This window comes from Flavobacterium sp. (genome assembly GCF_044369455.1).
GTDB lineage: Bacteria > Bacteroidota > Bacteroidia > Flavobacteriales > Flavobacteriaceae > Flavobacterium.
This window is the reverse complement of sequence record NZ_JBIPLW010000011.1, coordinates 74,470-90,445: the sequence shown is the minus strand read 5'-3', so window position 1 is coordinate 90,445 and position 15,976 is coordinate 74,470. Positions and strand designations below refer to the sequence as shown.

Annotated in this window: 10 protein-coding genes and 1 pseudogene; 1 reads left to right on the top strand and 10 read right to left on the bottom strand. The window is 34.9% G+C overall.

Going from position 1 to position 15,976, the window contains the following annotated elements:
* The 9 genes and pseudogenes from ACIQ2L_RS11030 to recR all read right to left on the bottom strand — a co-directional run.
* Positions 1–3,946 (bottom strand): MopE-related protein (locus ACIQ2L_RS11030; RefSeq protein WP_396158727.1); only part of this gene is annotated, 3,946 nt, incomplete at its 3' end.
* Positions 3,947–4,542: 596 nt separating this feature from the next.
* A complete protein-coding gene (gene rfbB, locus ACIQ2L_RS11025) occupies positions 4,543–5,589 on the bottom strand; it encodes a dTDP-glucose 4,6-dehydratase (RefSeq protein WP_396158725.1) in 1,047 nt (348 codons plus the stop codon).
* A 122-nt stretch (positions 5,590–5,711) separates the two neighbouring features.
* Positions 5,712–5,999 (bottom strand): annotated as a pseudogene (locus ACIQ2L_RS11020) (GxxExxY protein); the annotation flags it as partial.
* Between the two features lie 276 nt (positions 6,000–6,275).
* Positions 6,276–7,553, bottom strand: coding sequence for a nucleotide sugar dehydrogenase (locus ACIQ2L_RS11015; RefSeq protein ID WP_396158723.1), 1,278 nt, complete (start codon positions 7,551–7,553; stop codon positions 6,276–6,278).
* Positions 7,554–7,591: 38 nt separating this feature from the next.
* Positions 7,592–8,986: a UDP-glucose 6-dehydrogenase gene (locus tag ACIQ2L_RS11010; protein ID WP_396158721.1), complete on the bottom strand. Its 1,395-nt coding sequence runs from the start codon at positions 8,984–8,986 to the stop codon at positions 7,592–7,594.
* 10 nt (positions 8,987–8,996) lie between these two features.
* The gene (locus ACIQ2L_RS11005) at positions 8,997–9,977 is read right to left on the bottom strand and encodes an SDR family oxidoreductase (RefSeq protein ID WP_396158719.1); all 981 of its coding nucleotides are present in this window, start codon (positions 9,975–9,977) and stop codon (positions 8,997–8,999) included.
* Positions 9,974–12,445: a polysaccharide biosynthesis tyrosine autokinase gene (locus ACIQ2L_RS11000; protein ID WP_396158717.1), complete on the bottom strand. Its 2,472-nt coding sequence runs from the start codon at positions 12,443–12,445 to the stop codon at positions 9,974–9,976. The genes ACIQ2L_RS11005 and ACIQ2L_RS11000 overlap by 4 nt, the downstream gene beginning before the upstream one ends.
* 12 nt (positions 12,446–12,457) lie before the next feature.
* Complete coding sequence (locus ACIQ2L_RS10995) at positions 12,458–13,246, bottom strand: polysaccharide biosynthesis/export family protein (protein ID WP_396158715.1); 789 nt, start codon at positions 13,244–13,246, stop codon at positions 12,458–12,460.
* 74 nt (positions 13,247–13,320) lie between these two features.
* Positions 13,321–13,941, bottom strand: a complete 621-nt coding sequence (gene recR, locus ACIQ2L_RS10990; RefSeq protein WP_396158713.1) for a recombination mediator RecR — start codon at positions 13,939–13,941, stop codon at positions 13,321–13,323.
* A 152-nt stretch (positions 13,942–14,093) separates the two neighbouring features.
* Here recR and ACIQ2L_RS10985 point away from each other — a divergent pair, with 152 nt between their 5' ends.
* Positions 14,094–15,590 carry a sodium:solute symporter gene (locus tag ACIQ2L_RS10985; RefSeq protein ID WP_396158711.1) on the top strand — a complete coding sequence of 499 codons (1,497 nt, stop codon included), beginning with the start codon at positions 14,094–14,096 and terminating at the stop codon, positions 15,588–15,590.
* Here the strand turns inward: ACIQ2L_RS10985 and ACIQ2L_RS10980 are convergent.
* Positions 15,587–15,952, bottom strand: a complete 366-nt coding sequence (locus ACIQ2L_RS10980; RefSeq protein WP_396158709.1) for a CoA-binding protein — start codon at positions 15,950–15,952, stop codon at positions 15,587–15,589. The two genes, ACIQ2L_RS10985 and ACIQ2L_RS10980, sit on opposite strands and share 4 nt — an antisense overlap.
* Between the last annotated feature and the right edge of the window lie 24 nt (positions 15,953–15,976).

Genomic DNA, 15,976 nt, shown 5'->3' with positions numbered 1-15,976 from the left:
TAGTTAACGTAGCACCACATGAACCTGTAGACAACGTAATCGCAGGTACAGCCGGTGGCGTTACAGTCATTGTATTTCCTTGATACGCCAATACCTCATCATTGATAACCGCTGCTGCACTAATAGTATACGTTGCCGTATACGAACGCATCGGTCCGGGAATCGTTACATAACGCGTTGGTAAAGTAACCTCTTGAACCTCGTTTGCTTGTCCTGTTTGTATCTTAGTAATGATAAAGCGATACTTAAGATTCGTATACGGTGACAATGAATACAGATTCGCTGCAACTGCATTTGAAAACGTAGTTAAGGTAGCCGTAGTTGAAGTCATGTTTACGGTAGGAACTACACAAGCAGTTTCATTAACAAAACCATTACAGTTGTCGTCGATACCGTTGTAGCATATTTCAGTTGCATTTGGTCTGATTGCTGGATTGGCATCGTTACAATCGCCAGTAAGTACAACACCACAAGCTACTTGAACTGCTGTTCCGTAGTTGTCAGAATCTCCATCAAAATATTGAATTTGATTGTCGTTACAATCAGTATTGTTTGTAACACCTCCACAAGCCACTTTTACGGTAGCTGATCCGAATGTATCACCATCAACATCAGCCCAACGAACTGTAGCATCGTCACAATCAGCAGTGTTGGTAACTGTACCACAAGCTAATTTAGGTAATGCACCAAATCCGTCATTATCTGAATCCGTATAATACGTTATGGCATCATTACAATCTGAACTATCAGTAACATAACCTACTGGTTGCGTACAAGCCAATTGAGAAACCGCTGAATTTCCAAATCCGTCAGCATCACTATCTTGATAATACGTGATTTGTGGTGTACCAGAAACATACGTTAAGTCAAGGGTAAATGTACCTAATGCGGCAGCATCATATCCTTCAACAACTAAATAGTAAATCCCCGGATTCAATGCTAATGTTGTCAGTAAAGAGCCTGCAGTATTAGGAGTTGTACAAGAGTCATCATCTCCATTAATTCTAGTACCGGCTGCATTTAATAAATGCACATAGGTATCGAAACTAGAAGTACATGTTCCAATATCCATTAAACTACCACATTCAGTAATTTCAAATTTATAGAATACTTCATTACCCGGTCTAGCCAAACTATTACCAGGAGTAGAAGTTGTGGTATAGTCATTTCTCCAACAATTAGATGTTTGATTATCTCCATTTGCACTTGTAGAAGCAGTAATTACCCCTAAATCAATGGCAGTAGCAAAAGTATCTCCAGTAGGATTTCCATTAGCTGTAAAGGTAAAATCTACACAACCTGTTGCGGCACCAATACAATTTAATGGCACAATGCTCCAAGCATGAGGACCAGCAGCTACAGATTGACTGTATGATGTTCCGGCTTGAGTTGAAACTAAAACCGTATCTAAATATACTTCATATGACGTTGCACCCGCTGCAGCAGCCCAAGTAAAGGTTGTTGGACCTGCACAAATAGTTGCTAAATCAGCAGGAGCTGTTAAAGTCGTACACGCTGGAGCACCAGTAGTTGTAAATGTAAAATCGGAACAACCTACAGCATCACCTGTACCATTTTTAGGAACTATTCTCCAAGAATAACCTGTAGTACCAGCTAATATACCAGCAACATAAGAAGTACCTGCTTGAGCAGGAGAAACTAATGTAGTTGCAGGTCCTGCACCAGCATCAAGATACACATCATACGTTAAAGCACCGGGCACTGCAGGCCAAGATAAGGTAACTGCACAAGGATTAACCGTAGTTGAAGCGTTTGCAGGAGCTGTAGGCGCCGCCACACAATTAGGTGCAGGAGGCGTTGAAATACAGATTGAGAATGTACCCGCAACTGCAGCACTATTTGCCCAAACAACGATAAAATAATCTGTATTGGCGGTAAGACCAGTTATATTAGTTGTTAATGATGATGATGAACAAATACCACCATACGTTAATCCGCAATCAGTATAGATACCAAATTCATTTGTACCTGTTAAATTTGTAAAAGCAAAATTTAGAGAAGTATTAGCACCTGAATTAAATTTATAAAACACATCATTATAGGTACCAAAGGCATCACAAGTAGTTTTTACCACACCCGGAGTTGCAGTAGCATCGACTGTAGTTCCTGAAGTAGCAGCGCCAGGACAAGAACCTGGAGCACCAACTGTAATCGTTTCTACCCCTGCACACTCATCATTTGCAGGAGGTACTGCACAAACAACATCTTCGTAAATTCTTATATTAAAATTACCTGCAGTATCACTATAAGGCCATAATTGAACATAATACGTGGCACCAGGAGTTAAAGAACAAAACTCCAATTGTGGCATATTACCAACAACGTCATCACTACATCCTAAAGCAATACCCGAAGCAGGACATGCTGACCACACTTGCATTACGGCATCTGATATCGTTCCTGATGAAGTAGTAATAATTACTTTATTTCCAGAAGTTGGCGCCACAAAAGAAACCCAACGGTCTCTTTTGCTAGGATTACCTGTAGAGTTACTACAAGTTCCGTTTGGCCCATCAGAAGTTAAACCTGTTGTTAGTAACGTATTTACTGCAGAACCTAAATCAGGAGCTACAGTAATAGTTTGTGTAATAGTACATGATTCACCAGCTGTTGGTGTAAATGGCGTATTTACATTAGTACTATATCCATTACCTGAACCTGTACAATCTTGACGTACATATACTGAATAGGCAGTTCCTAAAGTTAAACCTGTAATGGTTTGTGGAGAAGATCCTGACACTACACTTCCACAAGCACCTGCAGTTGCACCCGTACCTGCAACACAACCTGAAGCACCCCATTCTACCACTGCAGAAGCAGCACCCGACCAACTAACTGATGCGGTTGTTGCACTTGTTAATGTTATTGAAACTGAACTAGGTAAAGTACATGCTGGAGGTGCAGGTGGAACAAAAGTATATGTTAAGCCTGTAGCCGGTTTAACTGTGTTTGATAAAGTTAGCGTGCTTGCATTAGTTGCTCCCGCAGTACTAGCAGACCATGAAGTTGTTGAAGTTCTATTATTAAAATCTGCATTAGAACTTCCTCTTAATCCAACTTGGTATTGATTAGCTGTAGTTGAAGTAGGTCCTTGAATGTTGTATACGAACTCTATGTTATTAGTACCTTCTGATAGTCTTATTTGGAAGTTGTATAATTCCCCAAACGCTCCATTTGTAGTATATCTATGGAATCCTGTCCACTGAACTACCAAGGTCCTGTTTGGCGAAGTTCCAATAGTTTCATAACGGATACCTGTATTTGGTGTAGAAAAGCGGAAATGGGATCCTGAACCAGTGGTAGTTGCATTTGCAGACATTGTTACTGTAGTTGCAGTTTTCGATAAAACTGTAGCGCCTGCTGGTATTCCAGTTCCTGAAACTTTATCTCCAACGCTAATTAAGCTGATATCTCCAGATGTAACGGTTACTGTTGGACTTCCACTAGTTCTATTGATTAAAAAGGTACCTCTACCCATTAAATCATTATTTAATGCTGATATTACATTGTTTGAGGTACCAGTAGACAAGGAATTATAACTTGAAATAGGCAACGCTCCTAATGTAATAAATCCATTTGCATTAAATCCGAATTGAGTGTAAACTACACCATTATAAGTAAAGTTAAAACCAATAGGTTCAAGTGCAGTAGAACTATTATCGTCTAAAAAAGATGTATTAGTAAAACTTGTAAATCCATTTAAATTTGAACCACCTGTTATCGGTGTGTAAGTTCCTGTACTTTGAGAAAAAGTGTAGTTTGCTACTTGCGCAAATCCTTTTTGTCCTATTATCAATGATAATAATAAAAATAAAGAGCCAAGTAAGTGTTTTGTTTTTTGATTGATTTGATCAACCTTAAACACTTGCATTTTTTTAATAAAAGATACCAATCCTTTATCAAAAACATTGTAGTTTAAATTCATATTTAATATTATTTAAAATTATTGATTATAAATTTAAGTATCTTATTTAATATGCGAATGATTTTTTGCTAACTTTTTAATAACACAACTATAATATTAGATGAACTGCATTTTTTCACCGATGTACTACATTAGATAAGTCTGTTACAATGCTAAAAAAAACTTATACCACTACATAAACGTTTTCTTTTTTATAAAGTATTACTTTTTAGTAAATTGTTTATCCCTTTGGGTGTAATTAATTTTTGATGATAATTTTTCGTCAGTTTCAATTTTCTAATAAAACTTCGGAAAAAAAAATCGTCTTTCGAATTCACTCAGGATGTCAGAACAAGAAAAATATCATTATAAACGGTTCTAGCTTACACTCAGTTCGCCTTCGGCTCGGGTCGATACTTTCTTTGTTCTTCTTGTCCCAGAAGACGAGATACAAAAAAATCGAAGTGACGTTTTTAATAATTTCACCCACCCGCTAAATTATCTAGTCGATCTCTAATTATATGTATCAATAATTATCAAATTGACAGTTGTGCATTTAGAAAAAGACAAAAAAAATCCGCTAACGCGGATATTTTACATCTATAAATCAAATAAACTTATTGATACTGCTTTTCGTAATAGGTTTGATACTCACCCGAAGTGACGTTCTTTAGCCATTCCTCATTAGATAAGTACCAATCGATGGTTTTTTCTAATCCTTGTTCAAAAGTTACTGATGGTTTCCATCCTAATTCTCTGTTTATTTTAGAAGCATCAATGGCATAGCGCAAATCATGTCCTGGTCGGTCTTTTACATAGGTAATCAACTTTTCAGATTCGCCTGCTGGTCTTCCTAACTTAGTATCCATTTGACGGCACAATAATCTTACCAAATCAATATTTTGCCATTCGTTAAAACCTCCAATATTATAAGTCTCGTGATTTTTCCCTTCGTGGAAAACCAAATCAATGGCTATGGCATGATCAATTACGTATAACCAATCACGGGTGTATCTTCCGTCACCATACACCGGCAATGCTTTGTTATTGATAATATTATGTATAAACAAAGGCACTAATTTTTCCGGAAAATGATTGGGTCCGTAATTGTTAGAGCAATTGGTAATCACATAAGGCAATCCATAGGTTTCTCCATACGCTCTGACAAAGTGGTCTGAACTCGCTTTGGAAGCCGAATAAGGAGAATTGGGATCATACGGTGTAGTTTCGGTAAACAAACCTTCTGCCCCAAGACTTCCGTATACCTCATCGGTTGAAATATGATAAAATCGTTTGCCATCAAAGTTGGCTGCCCAAATGGTTTTTGCAGCATTTAATAGGTTCATTGTTCCGATAACATTGGTTTTCACAAAGGCCAGCGGATCCGTTATGGAACGATCTACATGCGACTCGGCTGCCAAATGCAACACGCCATCAAACTGCTGTCTTTGAAATAAGTCATTGATAAAATCGGCATCAACAATATCGCCTTTCACGAAAGTGTAATTGGGTAATTGATCAATATCTGCGATGTTTTCAAGATTACCGGCATACGTCAAAGCATCCAAATTAAAAATTTGATAACTAGGATACTTTGTTACAAATCGTCTCACCACGTGAGAACCAATGAAACCTGCTCCGCCGGTTATTAAAATTTTTTTCATAAATAAATTTTTTTTTCACGCGAAGTGCGCAAAGTTTTCTCGCAAAGGCCACAAAGGTAAAAATTATTTATATAAATGGTTTCCAAAAACTCAAACACACATTGCGTGAAACTTTTAACTAACTACAACTCATTAACTATCCTGTGAATGGAATCTTTAACCAACTTTGAATTAAAATTAATCAACAATCCCAATCGTTTATCCGATAATTTCAAATAAGTCAAAAGTTGAGAATAATGAATAGGTGCTAAACTTTCCACTGATTTAATTTCGAGAATAATTTTATTCTCAACCAAAATATCTATTCTATAACCAACTTCTAAATGAACCTCTTTATAAACAAATGGCATAGATACCTGTTGCGAAACGTCTAATCCCAAAGAACGTAATTCATAAGCCAGCGCATTCTCATAAACAGATTCTCATAAACCTGGTCCAATTTGCTTATGCAGTTCAATTACAGCTCCAATTATTTTATATGATAGTTCATTCTCTGTCATCATTTAAAAAAGATATTTCTCGCAAAGAACGCTGATACTTTTCGCAAAGGGCACAAAGACCAATTTATTAAATATCTAGAAAGTATATAAAAACACACTACTTTTTGTATTAAAAGAGCAAATCAAAATTACTAAAAAAACTCGGTGCTCTTTGCATAAACTCTTTGAGAGCTTTGCGTGAAACTTTTACAATCTTCCGTCCGCTTTTTCAGTCAATACTCCTTTTACATCAAATAAAACACCGTTAGGTTTTTTCAATTTCGATAAATCGATAGTAGTAAATTCTTTATGAGCTACTCCAAGAACTATCGCATCAAAAGAATCTGCTGGCAATTGCGTTGTTGTTGTCAATTTATATTCATGCTGTACTTCTGATGGTTTTGCCCAAGGGTCGAAAATGGATACTTGAATTCCGTAATCGGCCAAAGCATGAACCACATCTACAATTTTAGTATTACGAACGTCAGGACAATTTTCTTTAAAAGTGATTCCCAGCATTAACAGTTTAGCGCCGTTAATAACAACCCCTTTTTTAATCATCAACTTCACTACTTGCGAAGCTACATATTCTCCCATACTATCATTTAATCGTCTTCCAGCTAAAATAATTTCGGGATGGTATCCTTTTTCTTGCGCTTTTTGAGCTAAATAATAAGGGTCAACTCCAATGCAGTGTCCACCAACCAATCCGGGTTTGAAGGGTAAGAAATTCCATTTGGTTCCGGCAGCTTCTAAAACAGCATGAGTATCAATTTCAAGTAAATTAAAAATCTTAGCTAGTTCGTTTACGAAAGCAATATTAATATCGCGTTGTGAATTTTCGATAACCTTTGCTGCCTCGGCTACTTTAATTGATGGTGCCAAATGTGTTCCAGCTGTAATAACGGATTTATATAACTCATTTACTTTCTGTCCAATTTCTGGAGTGGATCCCGAAGTTACTTTTAAAATTTTCTCAACGGTATGTTCTTTATCACCTGGATTGATTCTTTCGGGGGAATAGCCTGCAAAAAAATCAACATTAAATTTTAATCCGCTTACTCTTTCTAAAACAGGGATACACTCATCCTCAGTAACACCAGGATAAACTGTTGATTCATAAATGACGATATCGCCTTTTTTCAAAACCTTACCAACCGTTTCACTTGACTTATATAACGGCGTCAAATCGGGGCGGTTATTTTTATCAACCGGAGTTGGAACCGTTACTATATAATAATTACAATCTTTAATGACTTCTATAGTACTACTACAGAAAAGACCGTTTGCATTACTAGTTGAATTTACAAGTACATTTTTTAATGTGCTTTCATCGATTTCTAACGTAGCATCAATACCAGAGTTCAGTTCTTGAATTCTGTTCTGATTAATATCAAAACCAACAACAGGATATTTTGTGGCAAATAAACGTGCCAATGGCAATCCAACATATCCTAATCCAATTACTGCTATTTTAATATTCATAAAATTTAATTTTTAAAAAGGAAGCAAATATACTTTTTTTATTTAACGCCAATAGATTGATATACAAAACCAATTGACTTAAGATTTTCTCCATCCAACAGATTTCTACCATCAAAAACAAAAGCTGGTTTTAGCATGTTATCATAAATTTTTTGCCAATCATAATCCTTAAACTCATCCCATTCGGTCAATACAGCGATGGCATGTGCATTTTTACAGGCATCATAAGGATTGTCGCAAGTTGAAATGTGCTTCTCATTTTCTGTTGGTTTTCTAGTTTCAAGATAATCCAAATCGGACAAGACTTGTTTTTGAGCCACTTTGGGGTCAAACAAAGTAATCTTTGCCTGTTCATTTATTAAATCATCTGCTACATATATTGCAGCCGATTCACGAGTATCATTAGTGTCTTTTTTGAATGCCCATCCTAAAAAGGTTATCTTTTTACCAGATACCGTATTGTAGAGTGTTTGTACAATATTTTTTGAAAAACGACGTTTTTGATGGTCGTTCATGATGATTACTTGTTCCCAATAATCAGCCACTTCGTTTAAGCCGAAAGCTTTAGAGATATACACTAAATTCAAAATATCTTTTTGAAAGCACGAACCTCCAAAACCCACCGAGGCTTTTAGGAATTTTGGTCCAATTCTACTATCCATTCCGATAGCTTCTGCCACTTCATTAACATTAGCTTCGGTCTTTTCACACAATTCAGAAATGGCATTTATAGAAGAAACACGTTGCGCTAAAAAGGCATTAGCTACTAATTTTGATAATTCGGATGACCATACGTTTGTAGTTAAAATACGATCTCTTGGCACCCAATTCGAATAAACATCGACCAATGATTGTATAGCATTTTGCCCTTCAGGTGTGCTATCTCCACCAATTAAAACGCGATCCGGATTTAATAAATCTTGAACCGCAGTTCCTTCTGCCAAGAATTCTGGATTGGAAAGAATTTGAAATTGCACCCCTTTTCCGGTGTTATCCAAAATACTTTTTAATGCTTCTGCGGTTCTCACCGGGAGGGTTGATTTTTCGACTATAATTTTATTGTTTTTGGCCACTTTAGCAATTTGTCGGGCACAAAGTTCAATATGTTTTAAATCGGCTGCCATTCCTTTTCCACTACCATAGGTTTTGGTTGGTGTATTTACTGAGATAAATATCAAATCAGCTTCATCAATGGCTTTATCCACATCGGTAGAAAAAAACAAATTTTTCCCTCGAGCATTTCTAATTATTTCATTTAATCCTGGTTCATATATTGGAATATTATTGACATCTTCATCGTTCCAAGCCGCTATTCTAGCTTCGTTTAAATCGACTACAGTAATCTTAATATCCGGACATTTTTGTGCAATAACCGCCATTGTTGGTCCACCTACATAACCTGCTCCGATACAACAAATGTTTTTAATTTTCATGCTAAATATGCTATTTTAAATTTTCCCAATACCATTTTACAGCCTCTTTCAAACCGTGTTGAAATGAATATTTTGGAGAATAGTTTAATATTTTTTTTGCTTTATCAATACTTGCCAAAGAATGAGGAATATCTCCAGCTCTATTGGGTCCGTGTATTACTTTAATAGTTGAAATTTCCGCATCATATTCTGATAAATATTCTTTTAAATAAGTAACCATTTCATTTAAGGTGGTTCTGTCTCCAAATGCAGTATTGTAAACGGTGTTTATCGCTTCCGGATTTTGAGTCAGCATCGCCAATTCGTTCATTTGAACTACATTATCAATATAGGTGAAATCTCTTGAATAATTTCCATCCCCGTTAATAACTGGGCTTTCATGTTTCATCAATTGCATTACGAATTTTGGAATCACTGCTGCATAAGCGCCATTTGGATCTTGTTTTCTTCCAAATACATTAAAATAACGCAAGCCGATTGTTTCTAAACCATAGGTATTACTGAAAATTTGAGCATACAACTCATTCACGTATTTTGTAATGGCATAAGGAGAAAGAGGTTTGCCGATTTTCTCTTCTATTTTTGGTAAACTTTCTGAATCCCCATAAGTAGAGGAACTTGCAGCATAAACAAACCGTTTTACCTTGGCTTCTTTTGATGCGACAAGCATGTTTAAAAAACCTGAAACATTCACCTCATTACTCGTTATTGGGTCAGCTATTGACCGCGGAACTGAACCTAATGCAGCCTGATGAAGGACATAATCAACATTTACAACTGCCTCTTTGCATTGTTCCAAATTACGAATGTCACCTTCTATAAGTTTGAAATTTTCATTCTTTAAAAGATCGGAAATATTATGTTTAAAGCCGGTAGAAAAATTATCTAAGCAACTAACAAAATACCCTCGAGATAAAAAATACTCACAAAGATTAGTGCCAATAAATCCTGCACCACCCGTAATTAAAATAGCTGTTTTATTTCCTATCATTTCCCTAATTTTTTTAACAAACGATACTTCCATTTAGCAAAAAACTCGGTTGGCTCATCTTCTTCGTGGTAACCACTTCCGTAACCATAGCCATAGCTATAGCCGTAGCCGTAGCCGTAGCCGTAGCCAACACCATATTTTGCTTTGTTTTCATAGCCATTAAATACAATACTTACATTGCGTAGCTCATCTCGTTTGGTTCTGTTGTTAAGCAATACCAACATTTCTTTTTTGGTAAAATTTTGACGAACAACGTAAAGCGTTACATCGCAAAACTGTGACAACTCTAATGCATCCGAAACTAATCCGACGGGAGGTGTATCAAGAACAATATAATCATAGCTTTTCTTTAACTCATCAATCATTTCTTTCATCGAATCTCCAAGAATAAGTTCCGAAGGATTTGGTGGTATTGGTCCTGATGTAATTACATCTAGAAACGGAATATGTGTTTTTTGGATGACATCTTCCAAGGCGTTGTCGCCTATTAAGTAATTTACAGCTCCAAGTTCATTTTGGATATTAAAATCATCGAAGATTTTGGGCTTTCTTAAATCGAGTCCCAAAATGATTGTTTTCTTTTCACTTAACGCAAAAACAGTTGCGATATTCAAAGAACAGAATGTCTTTCCTTCACCACTGATAGACGAGGTTAACATTACTGTTTTGGCACCATCAACTTTTTGTTTTTTAAACAAAAATTGTAAAGAGGAACGAATAGCTCTAAATGATTCTGAAAGTGCCGATTTTGGCCTTTCAAATACAGATAAATTGCTTTCAGAGTGTTTCACCCCAACAATACCAATCAAGGGTAACTGTGTATTAGCAGAAATATCTTCAACATTTTGAACAGAATTACTAATAAAGAAAATAAAGAAAACCAATATCAAAGGAATAATCAGTCCCATGAAGAAAGCTAACACATAATTAACACTTGTTTTTGGACCCAATAAGCCTCCTCCAACATCTTTTGCAGGATCAATAAAAACAATATCGGATAAATTTGCTGCCTTAACTATAGAAGCTTCACTTCTCTTTTGAAGAAAGGTATTATAAATATTATCACTCAAATTGTACTTTCTTGAAATATTTAACCATTCTTGTTTGTTCTCAGGAAGCTTACTAATTTCGTTTTCTACCTTTGCAATCTTCTCATTTGCTCTACTTAAATCATACTGTAATGCGTTTCGATAGGAATTTACATTTTCAATTAATACTCTTTTAACCGATGACATTTCATTATCAATTCTTTCATAATAAACACCACCTTTGATTGAGTATGCCAATTCTGATCTTTGAATAGAAAGTAAAATTAATTTGGCAACATTTGAATTTATATTGGGTTCTTCTATACCCGCAACTGTTGGAGCAGGTAATTTAGAATAATCTACGCTATTTTTAAGATAATTACTTAGGGTGTTTAGATACGATAATTTTCGCTCAACTATATCTTTTTTTTCATCATAATCAAGTAATTGTAACTTATAACCTTCGCCTCCCTCTTCAATATCAATAATATTATTATTTCTTCCAAATTCTTTTAATTGATTACCAGAATCTTCGAGATCTCCTTCCATCTCTTTTAACTTTTCATCAATAAATTCAATGGTGTTGTCTGCAAACTTGTTTTTACTATCCAATTGTCTTTTAATCAATACTTCTACAGTAGTATTCAACAAATCAACCATTCGGTTTTTGTTATTTCCTTGAGTACTTAATTTTAAAATAGAACCAGCTTTTTCATCGATTGTTACATTGATATTCATACACGCAGTAACAGTATTGTCAAAATTATAACAACGAACTAAAATTTCCTCATTTGAGTTTTCACCAGTATAAGGAACCGCTGTCAATCTCCAATGAAGAAAAGGTAAATTTACATCTTCACCTACTTTGTAAACTCTCTTAAATTCTTTATTCTCAACCTTGATAAAAGATTTTTTAGCATCAGCATATCGAATTACTTCTACCGAATTAGATGGAAAAGTAACAGATAATTGATAGGTATCATTAGAAAGCATTTTAACCTTAACAAACTCATCCAACAATTGATTTTGTGCTTTATCGATGGTTACAGTAAACGGCAGATCACCATATACATCCTTTAAGAAATATTTGGTTTGCTTCATATAATCAACATAAAACTGTAATTTATCTACAACCAATTCGTTGTGAGACCTTGATTTAAGTGTTGTGGAAATCATTTGAACTTTGTCAGATGTTCCTCCCCAATTAAAAACTAAGCTTGTATTGGATGTAAAAAAGGGATTGTTTTCCTCTTGGATAGCGATAGTGGTTTCAACACCATATATTTTTTGCTTTCTAACATTAACCTGATGTGCAATAGAAAAAGAAATGATCAATCCTACTAAAAACCATTTCCAATAACTTAAAGTTTTAATTAAAAATCCTTTAAAATCGAAGCTATTTTTTTTATCAAAAAAAGTGAAATCTTTTACGTCTAACATGAAAAGTGGGTGTTAATTTCTAAGCAACAAAAAAGTTGTTGTTGCTAAGGATAATAATGTTATCACTGTAGTTAAGGACTCTATACCTGTTTTCCCTGTTCCCCAACTCTTTTGTTTTAGAGGTTTGACATAAATATAATCATTGGGTTGTAAATAAAAACAAGGAGCGTTACTTGCATTACTATCGGTTAAATCAATACTAAAAGTTTCGCTTCCTTGAGGATATCTTCTCATTACTTTTACATCTTTTCTATCGCCTGTAATAGTTATATCACCAGAATTTGCGATTGCTTCCATAATATTTACTTTGTCCTGATACAATACTTTTGTTCCTGTATTTAATACTTCTCCATTTATAGTATATCTGAATCCCGATAATTTAACAACAACGAATATTCCTGCTTCTGTTTTAAAGTATTTTTCATTTAGGAGTTTTTCAATTTTAATCCTAACATCCTCAACTGTAAAACCTAAAACATTAACTTCCCCAAGAATTGGCAATCTAATATTCCCATGATCATCTACTGAATATCCATTAAAATAATTCACCATCTCCGAACCATTATTACCAAGTTGAGTTGAATTAGTGCTAAAAATTTCTACAAGTTTTGGGTCAATAGCTTTTATAGTAATCATTAAGATATCCGTCGTTTGGAGTCGATACGGTTTTTGATTTACTTGCTCTACTACTTCGTTTTTAGTGTTTTCTTTCTCTTGTAAGTAGATTAAATCCTTAGTAGGTATGCAGGAAGTAAATAAAACAGTAAAAAGTAACAGTAAATATAATTTAGGTTGGTTCATTATTTTTCATAAAAATTAGCAAACAAAGATAGTTTTTCAATTCTAATTACAAAAATGTAGTTTGCTATTATTTACTATATATTTTTTAAAGTGTTTTCAAACGGAATTCGATTTAGAATACTACGCCCCAAAGTCACTTCATCAGCATATTCCAATTCATCGCCCACTGCAATTCCACGAGCAATGGTTGATGTTTTTACGGTAAAATCTTTTATCTGCTTAAAAATGTAAAAATTAGTGGTATCGCCTTCCATCGTTGAGCTTAGCGCAAAAATCAATTCATCGGTTTCTCCTAACTTCACTTTTTCTACTAATGATGAAATAGTTAACTGACTTGGTCCAATACCTTCAATCGGTGAAATTTTTCCGCCTAAAACATGGTAAATTCCTTTAAATTGATTTGTGTTTTCAATTGCCATGACATCACGAACATCTTCTACAATGCAAATTATTTTACGATTTCTCTTCGGATTATTGCAAATCTCACAAACTTCAGCATCGGAAATGTTATGACAACTACTACAAAATTTGATTTCCTCTCGCATAGTTGTGAGTGCTTGTGATAAAAATCGGGTTTGTTCCGAAGGTTGTTTGAGTAAATACAATACCAATCGCAAAGCAGTACGCTTCCCAATTCCGGGTAATTGTGCCATTTCGTTTACCGCTTTCTCGAGTAATTTTGAAGAAAATTCCATTGCGCAAAAATATGTAAAAAGAGAAAAGAAAATAGAGAAAAGAACATAGAAACTTTCTACTATCAAATTTTACAATTAATTACTATGTCTATTATCTATTTTCATTATTCTATATTCTTTTTTGTATTTTGGCTCACTGTAAAATACAACTTATGTCGCCAACAACCATACTCATTATCATTGTTATTTATTTCGGATTATTGATTTTTATATCGAATATCATGACTAAAAAAAGCACTGATAATGATACTTTTTTTAAAGCCAATAAAAACTCAAAATGGTACCTAGTAGCTTTCGGAATGATTGGCACTGCTTTGTCTGGCGTAACTTTTATTTCGGTTCCGGGACAGGTTGGCTCATCAGACATTCAATTTAAATATTTTCAATTTGTATTGGGCAATGCACTTGGCTTTTTACTGATTGCTAGAGTTTTGCTTCCTTTGTACTACCGAATGAATTTGACTTCGATTTATGGTTATATTGAACAACGTCTTGGAAATGTATCGTATAAAACTGCCGCATTCATCTTCTTAATCAGCCGTACAATTGGTTCTGCAGCTCGTCTGTATTTGGTAGTTTTAGTCTTGCAACGCTATCTTTTTAATGCTTTTAATGTTCCGTTTTGGGCAACGGTTTTTATCTCATTAGGGTTGATTTTTGCCTATACCTATCGCGGTGGATTAAAAACCATTATCATTACCGATACTTTACAGACTTTTTTCTTAGTTTCCTCTGTATTTCTGACTATATATTTCATTTGCGACAGCATGAATTTTTCTTTTGGAGAAGCATTTGAAGCGGTGAAAAACAGTAATTACTCGAAAGTTTTCTTTTTTGAAGATTGGTTGAAAAGCACTCATTTTGTAAAGCAAATTCTTGGCGGAATGTTTGTTACCATAGCAATGGTTGGACTTGATCAGGATTTGATGCAAAAGAACTTAAGCTGCGCAACTATTGGTGAAGCGCAAAAAAACATGTACACTTTTACCGGAATCTTTGTGATTATTAATATTTTCTTTTTGAGTGTTGGAGCCTTACTATACATGTATGCGGAGAAAAACGGAATCGCTGTTCCCATGGTAAACGATGTCGTTCGAACCGATTTATTGTTTCCAGAGATTGCTTTCAATCATCTGACAATCGTTCCCGCTGTAATCTTTTTGTTAGGACTAACTGCAGCAACTTTTGCCACAACGGATTCGGCATTAACCGCCTTAACCACTTCGTTTTGCGTTGATTTTCTTGGAATGGATAAATCTGAAAATCAAAACAAACCCAATATTGTGAGAACGCGCCATTTGGTTCATATTGGATTTTCATTCTTAATGCTATTGGTGATTCTTTTGATTAACTTTTTTAATAATGCTTCAGTGGTAAGCTTGATTTTTAAGATTGCGGCTTTAACTTATGGTCCGCTATTGGGACTTTATGCTTTTGGGTTGTTTGTTAAAAAGAAAACAGTCAACGAAAATCTAGTTCCAATAATTTGCATCATAGCGCCAACACTAACATTCTTATTGAGTTTGTATTCAAAAGTACTTTTTGGCAACTATGAATTTGCCGAAGAATTAATAATTATAAATGGTTTGATTACGTTTGTTGGACTAATAATGATTAGCAAGCCAACCGATTTAAACACAAGGTATTAGTATTGATTTGTAGCCAACAATACCAACGTACATGCTACTTCCACTTTAATTCCGTTGCTTTCTAGTAATTGGTAAAATTGTGGATTTTCTGTTCCTGGATTGAAGATAACCCGTTTTGGCTTGGTTTCGATGATGTAATTGTAGTAATCGCGTTGACGTAACGGATTTAAATACAAGGTAACGGTATCAATATTGGCAAGTGGAATTTGTTTGGTATAAATTTTAACTCCCGCAACTCCCCCTTGATTTTGACCAATAGCAAGAACGGAGTGCCCTTTTTCAACAAGCATTGTAATGGCTTTATAAGCATATCGATCCGATTTTGTAGTAGCACCAAGGACCACCGTTTTTTTATTTTTCATGGGTTTCATTTCTTGGTGTCAAAG

Bases quoted from the DNA above. Each gene is read 5' to 3' on its own strand.
- recR (WP_396158713.1), bottom strand. From the start codon at position 13,941: ATGGAATTTTCTTCAAAATTACTCGAGAAAGCGGTAAACGAAATGGCA.
- ACIQ2L_RS10995 (WP_396158715.1), bottom strand. From the start codon at position 13,246: ATGAACCAACCTAAATTATATTTACTGTTACTTTTTACTGTTTTATTT.
- ACIQ2L_RS11000 (WP_396158717.1), bottom strand. From the start codon at position 12,445: ATGTTAGACGTAAAAGATTTCACTTTTTTTGATAAAAAAAATAGCTTC.
- rfbB (WP_396158725.1), bottom strand. From the start codon at position 5,589: ATGAAAAAAATTTTAATAACCGGCGGAGCAGGTTTCATTGGTTCTCAC.
- ACIQ2L_RS11005 (WP_396158719.1), bottom strand. From the start codon at position 9,977: ATGATAGGAAATAAAACAGCTATTTTAATTACGGGTGGTGCAGGATTT.
- ACIQ2L_RS11015 (WP_396158723.1), bottom strand. From the start codon at position 7,553: ATGAATATTAAAATAGCAGTAATTGGATTAGGATATGTTGGATTGCCA.
- ACIQ2L_RS10980 (WP_396158709.1), bottom strand. From the start codon at position 15,952: ATGAAAAATAAAAAAACGGTGGTCCTTGGTGCTACTACAAAATCGGAT.
- ACIQ2L_RS11010 (WP_396158721.1), bottom strand. From the start codon at position 8,986: ATGAAAATTAAAAACATTTGTTGTATCGGAGCAGGTTATGTAGGTGGA.
- ACIQ2L_RS10985 (WP_396158711.1), top strand. From the start codon at position 14,094: ATGTCGCCAACAACCATACTCATTATCATTGTTATTTATTTCGGATTA.